We start from the raw sequence: 14697 nt of genomic DNA on the forward strand, positions 1-14697 counted from the left end.
AATTTAACCCAGTAGATTAGTTAGCACGCTGAAACACATGCTGACCTTGTAATACTGTGGTGATGACTTGAGTCACAGCAATTTCTTCAGGGCTTGATTCAAAAATATTGCGATCCAAAACAATAAAGGTTGCTTCCTTACCCACTTCTAAACTCCCAGTACGATGACTATGCCCAACAGCAATTGCGCCGTTCAACGTCATGATCCTGACTGCCACATCCAAAGGCACACTTTCATCTCCGTGCTGTAAAATACCTGCCAGTGCGGGAAAAAGATTTGGCGTAGGTGGCAAAAGCCAATCTGTACCAATCGTCATGGTTGCACCAGCATCATACAAAGTTCGGAAATCATAGGCTTTGCCAAGCGCTTGTTGATATTCTGGGATATGCCAAATCGCGGGGGACATTTCAGCAATAATGTCTAATTCTGCAAAACGGCTACGATCTTTTGCAGAAACATAATGGGCATGTGCAATATCATGAAATTGCCCTGTTTGACGTTCAACATTGTTGGCATTTTCATAATTGTCTAAACCAATACGCACAGAACCATAACCCGTACAATGTGATTTAACAATTAAGCCATCTTCGGTCCATTCACGAATTTTTTCAGTGAGTTCATTGGAATCGAGAAGTAAATTGTAAGTAATAGGTTCATCTGAAATCGGATCTAAGGGCACATGGCTAAAGGTGGGTGCCATAGATGTACCATCTAGCATCACTTTGATTCCATTCACCATGACACGTTTTGACGCATATTGCGCTCGTTCTGCGATTACCCTTTCATCTTCTTCACGATCACTCAATGACATAATTTCTGCTTTCCAAGGAATATGACAAATCAAATCCAGTGTAAGCTCATCGTTATCATCCAAAGATTTAGCTGCTGTCAGGAATGATCTTGTTGCTGAAGCTTCCTGTGCCGAAGTAATACCATATTGATTACATATACTTGCCGCCATTTTAAGTGCGAACTTATTTTCCTCATCAGTCTCTGTGGGTGCGACCATATATAATTTCACCCATCCACCTTCACGCAAAATTCCAGTAGGTTCACCTGTTATAGGATCTTTTTCAATTTTTGCGCGGGTCGTACTCGGTGTATCACGCGTGATACCTGCAAGATGTAGTGCTTGGCTGTTCGCCATGACGTTATGAAATGAAAAATCATGAATCACAATCGGCACGTTTGGAATGACTTGATCTAACCATTCTCGTGTCAGTAGCTCAGCAGTAAAAATCAATGGGTTATAGAGCCCGGCAAAAATCCATGTTCGTTTGGAGGCATATTTTTCCCAATACGCTTTGAGTTGCTGTGCCAATTCTTGCAAGGTTTGCGGATCATTTAATTGGCAAGAATATTCCAATCGAAGAAGTGCCGCTTTTAAAAGATGCGTGTGTGCATCATGGATGCCAGGCATCACCAATTTCCCTTTTAAATCATATTTTTCAGCATCCGCTGCCAAACTCAGAATTTCATTCTGATCGCCAATCGCTAAAATTTTACCGTCTTTTACCCACATGGCTTCGGCCCAAGGTTGCAGTTGATTCACGGTATGAAATTTTGCATTGTAATAGACGCTATTATTCATCTTGTTATCCCTGTCTATGCCCAATAAATGTTGAATTTAACTTTTAGAATTATTTACACCATGGCTTTAAGTTGTTTTCAACTTAAAACCAATTTCAACAATTTATTTATATACGACATTTTAAAAAATTAAGTAATTCTTAAATAACGATGTAGATCTTTTGAATTATTAAAGTAGTATTTTAATTGAGCTAAAAAAATAGGTTATTTATAAAATAATATGTCAATGTGCAGATGCTGTATCAACTGAATAACAGCAAATATTTAACCCTAATAAAATATGGGAATGTGCCAAATCACCCTTCCCATATCAAAATTAAATTCATTGTATTTGAGTTTTCAAAGATGCTATCGAATCAAAACTCAGCTTCTGGAATAAATCGGGTATCTATACTAAATAAATCTGGATGCTTCGGATTGATCTGAGCATAAAACTCCATGATTTCAGCCATGTCCTGTTCATAATTTCCAGTTGGATAAACAATTTTACCAATCCCAGTTTTCTTGTTTTTATAATCCATATACGCCAGTGCAATAGGTACACCAGCACTGGTGGCAACATGATAAAAGCCTGTTTTCCACTGTTCTTGCTTTGCACGCGTTCCCTCTGGCGTCACCAGCATCACCAATTTAGGATGGGTCTTAAACAGCTCACTCATCAGTTGAACCATACTTGGACGTTCCTCTCCATCCTGCTTGGGACGGCGATCAATCCCGATTCCACCCATAGCACGCACAAAAGGTCCAAAAGGCAATTTCATATAGCTGTCTTTAATGGTAATACGCACATGAACGCCCAAAGCTTTCAGCGCTAAACGTGCATAGAGTGCATCCCAATTACTGGTATGCGGCGCAGCAATCATGACACATTGGTCGATGTTTAAATCCCAATGGTTATCAATTTGCCATCCCATCCAGCCCAAACTTTGTTCAGCTAATTTTTCAAACACCCAGCACACCAAAACATAAAGAATTCGCGCTGGATTGTAACAACCAATAGATCAGATAAAAATCTAATTTGTATAGAAAAACAGCAATTAATATATAAATGTATAAAATTAATTCATTGCAAAACTTGTCAGTAAATATTCAGTTTTGATTAAATTCTGCAATGAATTTGCATATATCAATTTTTCGTTTGGTTAAAATAGTTAATCCAATGTAATTCACGACAATGATTATCAAAATGAATTTTTTGTGGCTGAATATTCGCATTTGACTGCTGGATGACCTGATATTCAATCCAGCTTTCTAGACAAGACTCCACTTCAAACAACTGATTGTCTTGTTCTATGGTTTGTTTCAATTGTGTGCCATCTGAAAATGTATAAATTTTGGTGGTCTGAGTGATCTCTATATCTTGCTCATAATTTTTTTTGCATTGCAAAGTGACATTTTCAATTTTGATTTGATCATTGCTTTTTTGATTGTCGTTTTTTTCATTGTAAATACGAGCAACATATTCAGCCAAATGAGACATAGATTCGAATACTTAAAATAGCACAATAAGAGAACACCTATAATAGCCTAACTTTTTAACATCGAACTACATTACTCAGCAATTTCTTACATAATTCACATTTCATATCAGGGAGATAATTTATATTCTGGATAAAATCATTCACATATAATTATTTATTCATTTGGGTTATGTTATGAAAAAAACACTCTTCGTCATGTCTATTTTAGCGCTGTCATTAAGCGCTTGTTCTAAACCGACTCATAATGCATCAGAGGATATCAAAGCAACAGCACAAACACAGGCTGCTGCATCGCATGAAGCAGCAAGCCCAACGATTGATTCAGAACATAATGCTCAAAATAGCTTGGATTGGGCTGGTGAATACAAAGGTTTACTTCCTTGTGCTGATTGCTCAGGAATCAAAACCAAACTCATCCTAAAATCAGATCACACTTATGAACTGACTGAAGAATATGAAGGGGTTAAAGGTGAAGGCAAAGAATTTAAAACTCAAGGTCATTTTAGTTTTGATGAATCTGGATCGATTATCGGTCTAGATAAAAATGCAGATAACCGCAAATACTTTGTTGGCGAGAATATCTTAGAAGCACGTAGTTTTGCAACGGGTGAAAAGATTGAAGGTCCAAATGCTGAACTTTATCAATTAACCAAAGACGTGGAATAATTTAAAAATTATTTCCGAATAAGAGCATAAAAACCTGCTTGAAGCAGGTTTTTTAAATTTGGGAGCATGCTTTTAGCGATGACCAATCAAATATGCACCAAAGAGCGTGAAGATTCCACCTGAGATACCATCAATCCATCTTGAGGCATTTTGGTAAGCGGCTTTAAAGCTGGGTAATGAAAATACAAAGGCAACAAAGCTAAACCAGATCAGCGTTTCCACGGAAACAATTATAAATAATAATGAATGCACACCATCTAAATGTGGATTGGCTAAAAACACTGAAAATACACTACCGAAATAAATCACCGCTTTCGGGTTTGATAAATTGGTTAAGAAACCTTTGAGAAAAAAACGTAAATTGCTTTGTGGTAACTCAAAATGATGCTGTGATAGATTCTCTTTCTTACTCAAAGCTGATCTAAGCATTTGGTAGCCTAACCAGCACAGATAAATCCCACCAACAACCAACATCACCTGCTTTAACCATGCCATTTTTTCAAAAATGATATTCAACCCAGCCAAAGCTAAAAAAGCCCAAAACATCACCCCTGCGGTAATCCCCAAAACCACAAAAATAGATTGCTTTCTTGAACGGCTAATTGCGGTTTGCGAGACCAGAAAGAAATCAGGGCCTGGCGTAATCAGGGCACAAAAATGAATAAAGATTAACGTACATAATGCGATCAACATGGACTAGATTCCGTTCAGCGAGACAGATTTATATTAGTGTGAAAATTCATGTTTTTCCATCGATATCTGTACTTCAATAAAATCCTTTAGGCTGAACGTCAATGAATCTACATCACAAATAAAAATTAACGATCTTTTAAAAAGACGGATTTTAATTATTGGAGAAAATATTATTTTATCTTTATAATCAAAAACTAAAACCTAACTAAAAAATAAATCATGCTTAATTTAGAAAAAGATTCAACCACGCTCATTGAGCAAGCACCACATCATTCCATGGAAGTGCAAAAAATCATCAGCATCAATAAATTTATGCTCTTGTGCTTTTTGACAATGGGTTTATATCAGATTTGGTGGATGTTTAAAGCGTGGCGCTTCTTTGTGCAAAAAGACAAATTAGACATCATGCCGGCTTTTCGGGCAGTATTTTATATTTTTTTCCTATACTCCTTGTTTAAAAAAATAAATAACTATGCCAAGCAACAAGGATATACAGAAAATTTCTCATCAGGCTGGATGTTTATAGGATTTATATTTTTTTCAGTGCTGACTAAACTGCCTGAGCCTTATGATCTGATTACCGTATTGAATTTCATTTTTCTAATACTGGCATTTAAGGCACTCAATTTTGCCAAACAACAATCCAATCAATTTGTGGTCATTGAACAAAAGAAATTTAGTAAAGCTCAAATGGTACTTATCGTGTTTTTTTCTATTTTTTGGTGCTTGTATTTACTCACTCTGTTTCTCAATCCTACATGATTACCATGAGCCTAAGCTCATGGTAATCTGTTTAAATTAGACCAAAATATCTCGCTTACCATTCGGTCCTTGTTCACTAACAATACCCTGCTCCTGCATTTGATCAACAATACGGGCAGCACGGTTATAACCTAAACTAAACTTACGTTGCAGTGAAGATACAGATACTTTACGTGTTTCTAAGACAAATGAAACACATTGGTCATAGAGTGCATCGCGGTTCGGATCGCCATCGCCATCTTCAAAACCACGTGTGGTCGGTTCTTCATCAAATGGCGTGAGAATTTCATCAACATAGTTCGGTTCACCGCGTTCACGCCATGCGTCACAAATACGGTTGACTTCATCATCGGAAATAAATGCACCATGTACACGCTCAGGATCAATTTTACCTGGACCGAGGAATAACATATCACCATGGCCCAAGAGATCTTCTGCACCACCACCATCCAGAATAGTACGGGAGTCAATTTTACTGTTTACACGTAATGCCACACGGGTTGGAATATTGGCTTTAATCAAACCAGTAATAACATCTACCGATGGACGTTGTGTTGCTAACAGTAAATGAATTCCTGCTGCACGAGATTTTTGTGCCAGACGGGTAATCATTTCTTCCGCTTTTTTACCCACTTGCATGATCATATCGGCAAATTCATCGGCAACAATTACAATCGAAGGCAATGGTTGCAAACGTGGCGCTCTGTCTTGTGTCGCAGAATCACTTGGTTTCCACGTTGGATCAATAAGATCCTCACCATTTGCAATGGCTTCTTCCACTTTACGGTTATAGTCGGCTAATTTACGGATCTTTAAAAAAGACATCAGCTTATAACGACGTTCCATTTCATTGACACACCAATTCAATGCACTAACAGCATCTTTCATGTCAGTCACAACAGGTGTTAATAAATGAGGAATATCATTGTAGTTCGCTAATTCCAATTGTTTTGGATCGATCAGAATCAAACGCAATTGATCAGGTGTATATTTCAATAACATCGACAGGATCATTGAGTTTACAGCAACTGATTTACCTGAACCTGTTGTCCCCGCAACCAACATATGCGGCGCTTTACCTAAATCAGTGATCACAGGATTACCCGAAATATCCTTACCCATTGCCATTGAAAGCAAACCATTTGGATCTTTAAAAACAGGGGTTTCCAGTAATTCTATCAGACGTACCATTTCACGACTGCTATTCGGTACTTCAATCCCGATATAAGGCTTTCCGGGAATCACTTCAACCACACGTACAGATGCCATTGACATAGAACGTGCCAAATCTCGGGAAATATTGGTCACTTTCGAGGCTTTTACACCGGGTGCCAAATCTAACTCAAAACGTGTAACCACTGGCCCAGGTTGGGCTTCTATGACTTTGGCTTTGACGTTAAACTCTTGAAGTTTAATTTCTAACAGTTCAGATAAACGTGACAATTGTTCTGCGGTAAAGTTGACTTTTTTATTTGGATCAACTTTATCTAACAGTTCATAACCTGGCAATGTTGGTAAGTCTCGACGCTTATTTGCAACTTGCATTGCACGTGACATCGGACGACCAAATGCATCTGTTAATGGCGCATCTAAGTCGAAATCATCTTCAAGTTCTGCAAACTCACTTTGCAATTCGTCTTGAGGTTTACCCGCAGTTTCTTGCCAAGCATCTCTAAATGCATCTTTATCTGCAGCAATTAAAGACTTTTCTTCTTCACTGACCAAGGTTGAAGCATTTAAATTGGTTTGAATATTGGCACGGGTAAATGGCGTAGATTGAGCATAATTACTGGTTGTACGAACATCTACAGATTGTTGATTTTGTTGGTACGCAGTTGGGCTTTCAGTAAGCTCTTCATCTGCAAGCGATGCAAGCTCATCTAATTCATTGGCTAAATTTTGTATTGCCACGCCTGAAGTTGCCGCTACTGCGACACCACTCGCAACGCTTTGCCCACCCTGAACAGCAGTATTTACATAACCAGCTTCAATATGAGTCTGCGCCGTAGCGGTATTAAATGGGCTATGAATATCTGTGGCAGTTTGTCCATTTGGTACAACTGACAACAATTCATCAAACACTTGGTCATCATCCCAATCAAGTGAAGATTTTTTATTGATCTGCACATGATCAACATCATGTTGATGCGCACGTGGCAAATGATCTGCATATTTATCTTCAGTTTGATCTTCTGACGCTTTGATCAAGGCATCAATATCACGATTATGGTCTTTATCTTGATGTAAGGCTTTCCATACTTCACCAGATGAAACAGTACGTTGACTGTCTTGTTCTAGACGATGTGCTTTTTCTAAAGTCCGCTCTAATTCCAAATCATCAATATCGTCTTGATCAAATTGAATATGATGTTGAGTTTTATTTTCTTGCTCAATCATGTCATCAAATAAGCGTTCAGCTGTTTGATTGTGTTTCGTATTTTTAACAACCAAATGCTCTTTTACTGGTGCCAGATCATCAGCTTCGACGAATTCAGCTTGAGCTGTTATTGGTTCAGCCTTATGCGTATGATTTTTATTTTTCTGCGGAGATGTCAAATCAAAAGCAGATTCACTTTCAGGAACATTTTTATAAAACAAATCTTGTAAATAAGCAGGCGTGGCTTTCAGTGTTGCCCACGTTCTATTCCATTGAATACCAAATGCTAAGGTAAATAGAACAACAAGCAAGAGCAAAATAAATACAACTGCGCCATAAATACTCATCAGTTGAGATAGGCTTTCACCGAGCTCATAACCAATGATTCCGCCAGAAGCATTGGCTAATGTGTCTGCTGGTACATTCCAAAGCAAGTACAATAGGCTTGAGGTCGCAAGCAAAATAAAAAATTGCGCAGCATAACGAAACGGGCGACTCACAAAACTTCGTGGCCACCACACTTGCACCGCTTCTATAAAAATAAATACAGGAATGAGTAAACTTGCCCAACCTAAAAAACCAAACAACAAATCAGCAATCCAAGCACCCGCTACACCACTGGCATTTGAAACCTGTTGTGTATCACTCGAAATATGCATCCAGCCTGGATCAAATGGAGTATATGTGACTGTTGCAAGGAACAGATATATCCCAAATGAAATCAAGAATATTGTTGTTAAAAAGCGCTGTGCATAAACATTTGACACCGCAGTCATATACTATCCTGTAACCAATTGTTCAAATTACTCTTTTCTGAAGCTTGATCAGCTTTCTTGAGAGAAGAAATTTTTATATTATGCACCTGTTCTTAAAAAAAAGATGCACTATTATTTACTTGTGTTGTAAAGCATTGTTAGAAATTTAAGCTTTTATTTCGATAAAAATGCCAAACAATATTATTTGATTATTCTATATAGCTCAATTCGATTTAGATGATCAATATTATCGACATTGAAGCCACACAACTTTGATAAAGTTTCACGTATAATTCAAACAATTTCTATATTTTTCATAAAAAAGGATGACTCATGAGCGCTCGTCACTCTCGGTTAATTATTTTAGGTTCTGGCCCTGCTGGTTATAGTGCTGCTGTTTATGCCGCGCGTGCAAATTTAAAACCAACCTTAATTGCAGGTATGCAACTCGGCGGTCAATTAACCACCACGACTGATGTTGAGAACTGGCCTGGTGATGCTGAAGGTTTAACAGGTCCTGCATTAATGGATCGTATGCAAGCGCATGCTGAACGTTTTGGTACTGAGATTTTATACGATCATATCAATGAAGTTGATCTTCAGGTTCGCCCTTTCGTACTTAAAGGCGATATGGAAGAGTACACTTGTGATGCCTTAATTATTGCAACAGGTGCAACAGCACAATATTTAGGGCTTGAGTCTGAACAGGCTTATATGGGTCAAGGTGTAAGTGCTTGCGCAACTTGTGATGGTTTCTTCTATAAAAACCAAAAAGTCATGGTTGTGGGTGGTGGTAATACTGCTGTTGAAGAAGCACTATATCTTTCCAATATCGCGTCACACGTTACCTTGGTACACCGTCGTGACAAATTACGTTCGGAAAAAATCCTTCAAGACCATCTCAACGAAAAAGTTAAAGAAGGTAAAATTTCGATCATCTGGAACCATCAAGTTGATGAAGTTTTAGGTGACAGCAATTCTGGTGTGACCTCTGTACGTATTAAGTCTACCCAAGATGATTCAACTCAAGACGTTGACGTATCAGGTATGTTTGTGGCAATTGGTCACAAACCAAATACGGCAATGTTTGAAAATCAACTTGAACTGCGTAATGGCTATATTCAAGTACGCAGCGGTACTGCGGGCAATGCCACAGCGACATCTGTAGCGGGTGTATTTGCTGCTGGTGATGTTGCTGATGATGTTTATCGTCAAGCAATCACATCTGCAGGTTCAGGCTGTATGGCTGCACTTGACGCTGACCGCTATTTAGATGGCTTAGAATAATTGATTTATTTTGTGTAAAAACAAACTGCCTACATGGCGGTTTGTCTATTTTTGATTTATAAATAAACAAGAGCAATGACTTTAAATGAATACAAATTATAGGAAAAAACATGACAACAGCGTGGACCGATGGCTACCAGACCGAAGTAAATTACACCTATGGTTACTACAGAGACTTAAGCCCGAACTACCAAAAGTTTTGCTTATTACTCAATGGGGTTGATTGCCCACCCACCAATGAACGTCACAAACATTGTGAACTCGGCTTTGGTCAAGGTGTCAGTCTAAATATTCATGCTGCATCCAGTTTTGGTTTATTTTTTGGTACAGACTTTAACCCTGCTCACGCTGCCCATGCCAATGTCTTGGCTGAACAAAATCAAGTCCCGCATCACTTCTATGATGCAAGTTTTGAAGAGTTACTCAACAAAGACTTACCGATGTTTGACTCGATTAGTTTACACGGGATCTGGAGTTGGATTAGCCACGAAAACCAACATATTATTTTGCAGTTTATCCGAAAATTTTTAAGTCCCAATGGGATTGTCTATATCAGCTATAACTGCTTGACCGGTTGGGCTGCCAATATGCCAGTCCGTGAGTTATTTCACAGTCATTTTAAATTTAATAGCACCAGTACCAACCCGCTACAAAAAGTAAATGATTCACTTAACTTTAGTGAAGAGCTGTTAACGCAGAATCCCCTCTTTGCCCAGAGAAATCCCAATGCACTCAATAAAGTGCAAGATTTAAAAAAACAAAACCCAAACTATTTGATCCACGAATACCTAAATCAAGATTGGCAGTGTTTTTCTTTTCAACAAGTGGTGCGAATTTTAGAAGAAATTAAACTGACCTATGCGGGTTCAACAGATTTAAATTCGCATCTAGATAACATTAATTTTAGTGAGCAACATCAGCAATTTTTAAACACCATTGAACATCCTGTTTTTAAAGAGCAATGCCGTGATTATTTTGCCAATACACAATTTAGAAAAGATTTATATATCCGCGGGAAAAACACCTTAACTGCATTAGAAATTCAACATCGCTTGAGAAATACAGCCTTTGTCTTATTAACTGCACCAGAAAAATTACCAAAAACAATTTCAGGATACTTAGGTGAGTTCGATTTAATCCAAGAGATTTATCAACCACTCGGTGCTTATTTTAAACAATCTGACTATAAGCCGCAGACGATTGCAGAGCTTGAACAGGCCATCCCTAATATTACTTATTCCAAGCTGCTTAATGCCTTGGTGATTTTATGTCACTTAGGCTTGGCACAACCGTGTCAGGCAGCTTCAAATCCAGATATGGTTGAACATGCTCAGAAATTAAATCGTTATTTCCTTGAGCAAGCCAGCTATCATACCAATTATCAAGTTTTGGCCTGCCCACTCACAGGGATTGGTATTCCAGCCGATCAGTTTACCCAACTCTTCTATCGCGCTCACTTTATCGATGGGCTAGACTCTGCCGCACAATTTGCACAATATGTTTGGGACGTGCTGACTCAATTAGGCTGGCTGGTATTGGATCAACAAGGCAATACCGTTTCGGATCCAAAAACCAGCCTTGAAGTCATTCAAGAGAAAGCCCAGTTCTTTCTAGATAGTGACAAACTCAAAATTGCAAAACATTTGAAACTTTTTGCATAAGGTCTGTTTAGACATTTAATCACATGATCAGCTAAGATAAAGCTGATCTTTTTTATTGATGAATTCTCGTGAATCAACTCCCCCTTTCACAATTTATTTTTCCAGATCCAATAGAAGCTGATCCAGATGAACAAGGCTTGATTTGTATAGGTGCAGACTTAGCGCCTTCTACATTATATGAAGCCTATACGCATGGCTTATTTCCTTGGTTTTCCGAAGGTGAACCAATTTGTTGGTGGTGTCCAGAGCCCCGTTGCATCATTCGCCCTCAGGATTATCACCCAAGTAAATCACTACTGCGAAATATGAAAAAGTTTGATTATAAAATTACCATCAATCATGCTTTTGAACAGGTCATCCGTTCTTGTTCGCTCCCACGTAGCTATGCGGATGAAACGTGGATTTCCGAGGAGATTATTCACGGTTATTGCCAACTATTTGAAGCTGGTTATGCCTATAGTGTTGAAGTCTGGGATCAAGATAAAATTGTAGGAGGGCTGTATGGTGTAACGATTGGCCATGGTTGTTTTGGTGAGTCGATGTTTAGCACTCAAACCGATGTTTCCAAAATGGCTTTTTACACACTGATGTTATTGGGCCGAGAAAATAATTTACCGTGGATTGACTGTCAATTGGTCAATGATCACTTACTCAGCCTTGGTGCTTGTACACTTTCTCGCCATGAATACCTTAAATCGTTACAAGATGTAATAAAACAACCCTCTATAGATTGGAAAAGTTATCAAGAGCGTGTATTTTCAAGTAAAACAATAGCGATTTTATCGCGCTTAATGGAATGAAAATAAAAGGAGGGACATGATTTATGAATTCTTATCATCCTAAGTCCCTATTAAACGACTTACAGTACTATATTACGCCACCACATGATTGCAGTTATCTTGAAAATAAATCTGCACGTATGGTGTTTCTCGACCCTGTACATCGTATTGATGTTGTCACACTTTCCGAATTATCGCGTGTAGGTTTTAGACGCAGTGGTGATTTTGTTTATCGCCCTGAATGTCATCTTTGCCGCCAATGCTTATCTTGTCGGGTGCCAGTGACTGAATTTAAAATGAGCAGTGCTCAGAAAAAAGCCTGGAAACGCAATCAAGATTTAACCGTTAAAATTATTTCGACCCAAGAGGCCACACAAACGCATTATCATCTGTACGAGCGTTATATTATTGAAAGACACGCCGATGGTGATATGTTCCCACCCAGTTACGACCAATTTGAAAAATTCCTGATTCACAGTTGTACCAACAGCTTTTTCCTTGAACTGTGGAAAGATAATCGTTTAATTAGTGTCTCTACCTGTGATCAATTGGATGATGGTGTCTCTGCGGTCTATACCTTCTTTGATCCAAATGAAAGTAAACGTTCACTGGGGGTTTTTGCGATTCTCAAACAAATTGAATATGTAAAATCGTTGAATCTAGATTTTGTTTACCTCGGGTATTGGGTTCCACATGCCGAGAAAATGAATTACAAATCTCAATATGCACCATTTGAATTATTATTAGATGGACAATGGCGACGGATCAATCGTCACTTGGAAGCCAAAGAAATTCAAGAGTTGGGCGATATGTTGATGACCACCCTGCCCTCAGAATGGAATGAGCCGATTATCAAATAATCGGCTTTCGCTGTTCGCATTCTCGATATTGCTTAGGCTTATTTAAATAATTTTGAAAAATCATCACTACAGGCTTTGACCATAATAATTGCATGTTCACGGCCGCCCTGTTGATTCGGATAATAATTTTTTCTTAAATCAATTTGATGAAAGTTGGCTTTTTCATACAGCGCAATCGCAGCTTTATTTGACTCACGCACTTCCAGAAAGATTTGTACTGGATTATTTTTTAATAATGCAATCGACTCATCTAACAGTTGATAGCCTAATCCTTTACCCTGCTGGCTCGGATGAATGGCCATAAGTAATAAATTGGCTTCATCTAAAACAGGTTGCAGAATACAAAAGCCCACCACTTGATGGTCTTGCTCAATCACCGTACTTAGATAACTTGTTATAGACTCTTCAAATTGACTTTTTTTCCAAGGATGACTTTGTACCAAGTCTTCAATTTGAGAAACAGCGTGCAGATCTGAAGATTGCATTAAACGAATCATCTGCGTTCATCAACTCAATATAAAAAATGAATTATAAGAAATTAAACCAATAAGTCTAATAAAAAAGAGCAACAATTGTTGCTCCTTAACCAAAATGCTGACTTTAAGCGTTACAGCCCCAGTTTCGCTTTCCATGTCTCAAGCAAACTCACTGTGTCGAGATCATTTGGATGAAAACCTGGCTTAAAGTATGCCAACATTTCTTTGGTCATTCCTGTGATAATGCCTTTAGATGGGCTATAAGCATATTTATAAATAATACCGAGCTCTTTTAGATTGAGCTTGCCATCTTCTTTTAATAAACGCACCACAAAAGATGATTGCGCCATAAAGATGAGTACCATTGCAAAAACTAAAGCCGTAGTACGTAAGCCATAAGCTTTGATACCTTTACCAAACACTGCTTCATAGACATCATAAGCCACTGCTTTATGTTCATTTTCTTCCACAGCATGCCAATACCACATATACGACATCGTTGGATCAGTCATTAACTTTTGAATATGTCCATTGACCAGCAGTTGCGAAGCAATTGTTGCAGTAAAATGCTCTAATGCAGTGGTCGCAGTTAAATCCACCATTTCTTGAGTCATACCAAAAGGCTTGACTACACGTGCAAACCATTTACGTGCGCCTTGAATTAACACACCTGTTTCACGCTCGTATTTCTCAACATCATGACCAAACTTTTTTGCTGAAGCATTGAAGTTTTCATGCTCTTTGGTGTGCATGGCTTCTTGTCCAATAAAAGCACTAATCTCTTTTTGTAATGCTTCATTGTCCTTAATCGCAGGGTGATAACGTACTGCGCGCACAGAATCAATAAAAAGTTTTTCACCATCTGGGAACAATGCTGACAATGCAGTCATGAAATGTGTAATACCCGCTGAACCACTTGCCCAATATTCAGGTACATCGTCAAAATTAAAATCCATACGACGTACAGGGAAAGACGCACCAGCACGGTTTGAAATATTCACTTTTGCATTCATTGCGATTCCTCCTATTAAGTGAGTTTCACTTAAATTCTTTATGTTTGTTTTTCTCTTTCTTTATATTACGTTTTTATGAAAGTTTAATAATTGCAGATTAGGTCACACAAATATCAGTTAAGGACAGCTTTTGATGGGTATTGTCTAACAATTTATAGACGCTTTATTTTATCCATAAAAAAAGCGCCCCAAAGGAGCGCTCTTTTTACACAATCAGCGATTATGCAGTTACTTTAGCAACTACACCAGCACCAACTGTACGACCACCTTCACGGATCGCAAAACGTAGACCTGGGT

General features: G+C 38.3%; 14 protein-coding genes. 6 read left to right on the forward strand and 8 right to left on the reverse strand.

Annotated elements, in window-relative coordinates:
* Positions 1-16 precede the first annotated feature (16 nt).
* The 3 genes from AC07WY_RS09205 to AC07WY_RS09215 form a co-directional block, all read right to left on the reverse strand.
* Positions 17-1591, reverse strand: a complete 1575-nt coding sequence (locus tag AC07WY_RS09205) for an amidohydrolase (protein WP_494736225.1) — start codon at positions 1589-1591, stop codon at positions 17-19.
* A gap of 355 nt (positions 1592-1946) precedes the next feature.
* Positions 1947-2540, reverse strand: a complete 594-nt coding sequence (locus AC07WY_RS09210) for a 1-acyl-sn-glycerol-3-phosphate acyltransferase (RefSeq protein ID WP_004817539.1) — start codon at positions 2538-2540, stop codon at positions 1947-1949.
* 176 nt (positions 2541-2716) lie between these two features.
* Positions 2717-3070 carry a hypothetical protein gene (locus AC07WY_RS09215; protein WP_494736226.1) on the reverse strand — a complete coding sequence of 118 codons (354 nt, stop codon included), beginning with the start codon at positions 3068-3070 and terminating at the stop codon, positions 2717-2719.
* A gap of 175 nt (positions 3071-3245) precedes the next feature.
* On the opposite strand from AC07WY_RS09215, the gene AC07WY_RS09220 reads away from it, so the two are divergent.
* A complete protein-coding gene (locus tag AC07WY_RS09220) occupies positions 3246-3737 on the forward strand; it encodes a copper resistance protein NlpE (RefSeq protein ID WP_004817543.1) in 492 nt (163 codons plus the stop codon).
* A 72-nt stretch (positions 3738-3809) separates the two neighbouring features.
* Here the strand turns inward: AC07WY_RS09220 and rhtC are convergent, their stop codons facing one another.
* Positions 3810-4430: a threonine export protein RhtC gene (gene rhtC / locus AC07WY_RS09225; protein WP_004817545.1), complete on the reverse strand. Its 621-nt coding sequence runs from the start codon at positions 4428-4430 to the stop codon at positions 3810-3812.
* Positions 4431-4649: 219 nt separating this feature from the next.
* On the opposite strand from rhtC, the gene AC07WY_RS09230 reads away from it, so the two are divergent.
* Entirely contained in the window at positions 4650-5192 is a 543-nt protein-coding gene (locus AC07WY_RS09230) for a hypothetical protein (RefSeq protein ID WP_494736227.1), read from the forward strand.
* 36 nt (positions 5193-5228) lie between these two features.
* Here the strand turns inward: AC07WY_RS09230 and AC07WY_RS09235 are convergent, their stop codons facing one another.
* The gene (locus AC07WY_RS09235) at positions 5229-8345 is read right to left on the reverse strand and encodes a DNA translocase FtsK (RefSeq protein WP_494736228.1); all 3117 of its coding nucleotides are present in this window, start codon (positions 8343-8345) and stop codon (positions 5229-5231) included.
* Between the two features lie 312 nt (positions 8346-8657).
* On the opposite strand from AC07WY_RS09235, the gene trxB reads away from it, so the two are divergent.
* The 4 genes from trxB to AC07WY_RS09255 all read left to right on the forward strand — a co-directional run bounded on the left by trxB (position 8658) and on the right by AC07WY_RS09255 (position 12911).
* Positions 8658-9611, forward strand: coding sequence for a thioredoxin-disulfide reductase (gene trxB / locus AC07WY_RS09240; RefSeq protein WP_494736229.1), 954 nt, complete (start codon positions 8658-8660; stop codon positions 9609-9611).
* Between the two features lie 110 nt (positions 9612-9721).
* Positions 9722-11272, forward strand: a complete 1551-nt coding sequence (locus AC07WY_RS09245; protein ID WP_494736230.1) for a methyltransferase regulatory domain-containing protein — start codon at positions 9722-9724, stop codon at positions 11270-11272.
* 68 nt (positions 11273-11340) lie between these two features.
* Positions 11341-12072, forward strand: coding sequence for a leucyl/phenylalanyl-tRNA--protein transferase (gene aat, locus AC07WY_RS09250; RefSeq protein WP_004723649.1), 732 nt, complete (start codon positions 11341-11343; stop codon positions 12070-12072).
* A 23-nt stretch (positions 12073-12095) separates the two neighbouring features.
* Complete coding sequence (locus AC07WY_RS09255; protein WP_419336232.1) at positions 12096-12911, forward strand: arginyltransferase; 816 nt, start codon at positions 12096-12098, stop codon at positions 12909-12911.
* Between the two features lie 38 nt (positions 12912-12949).
* On the opposite strand, the gene rimI is transcribed toward AC07WY_RS09255, so the two are convergent.
* From rimI to AC07WY_RS09270, 3 genes are all read right to left on the reverse strand, one after another.
* On the reverse strand, positions 12950-13408 hold the full coding sequence (gene rimI, locus AC07WY_RS09260) for a ribosomal protein S18-alanine N-acetyltransferase (RefSeq protein ID WP_004723651.1): 459 nt from the start codon (positions 13406-13408) through the stop codon (positions 12950-12952).
* Positions 13409-13518: 110 nt separating this feature from the next.
* Positions 13519-14400, reverse strand: coding sequence for a metal-dependent hydrolase (locus AC07WY_RS09265; protein ID WP_004817558.1), 882 nt, complete (start codon positions 14398-14400; stop codon positions 13519-13521).
* Positions 14401-14620: 220 nt separating this feature from the next.
* Positions 14621-14697: EF-Tu C-terminal domain-related protein (locus tag AC07WY_RS09270; RefSeq protein ID WP_445585612.1), on the reverse strand; the 77-nt coding region annotated here is incomplete at its 5' end.

Source organism: Acinetobacter sp. GW821-FHT01C12 (assembly GCF_059422625.1).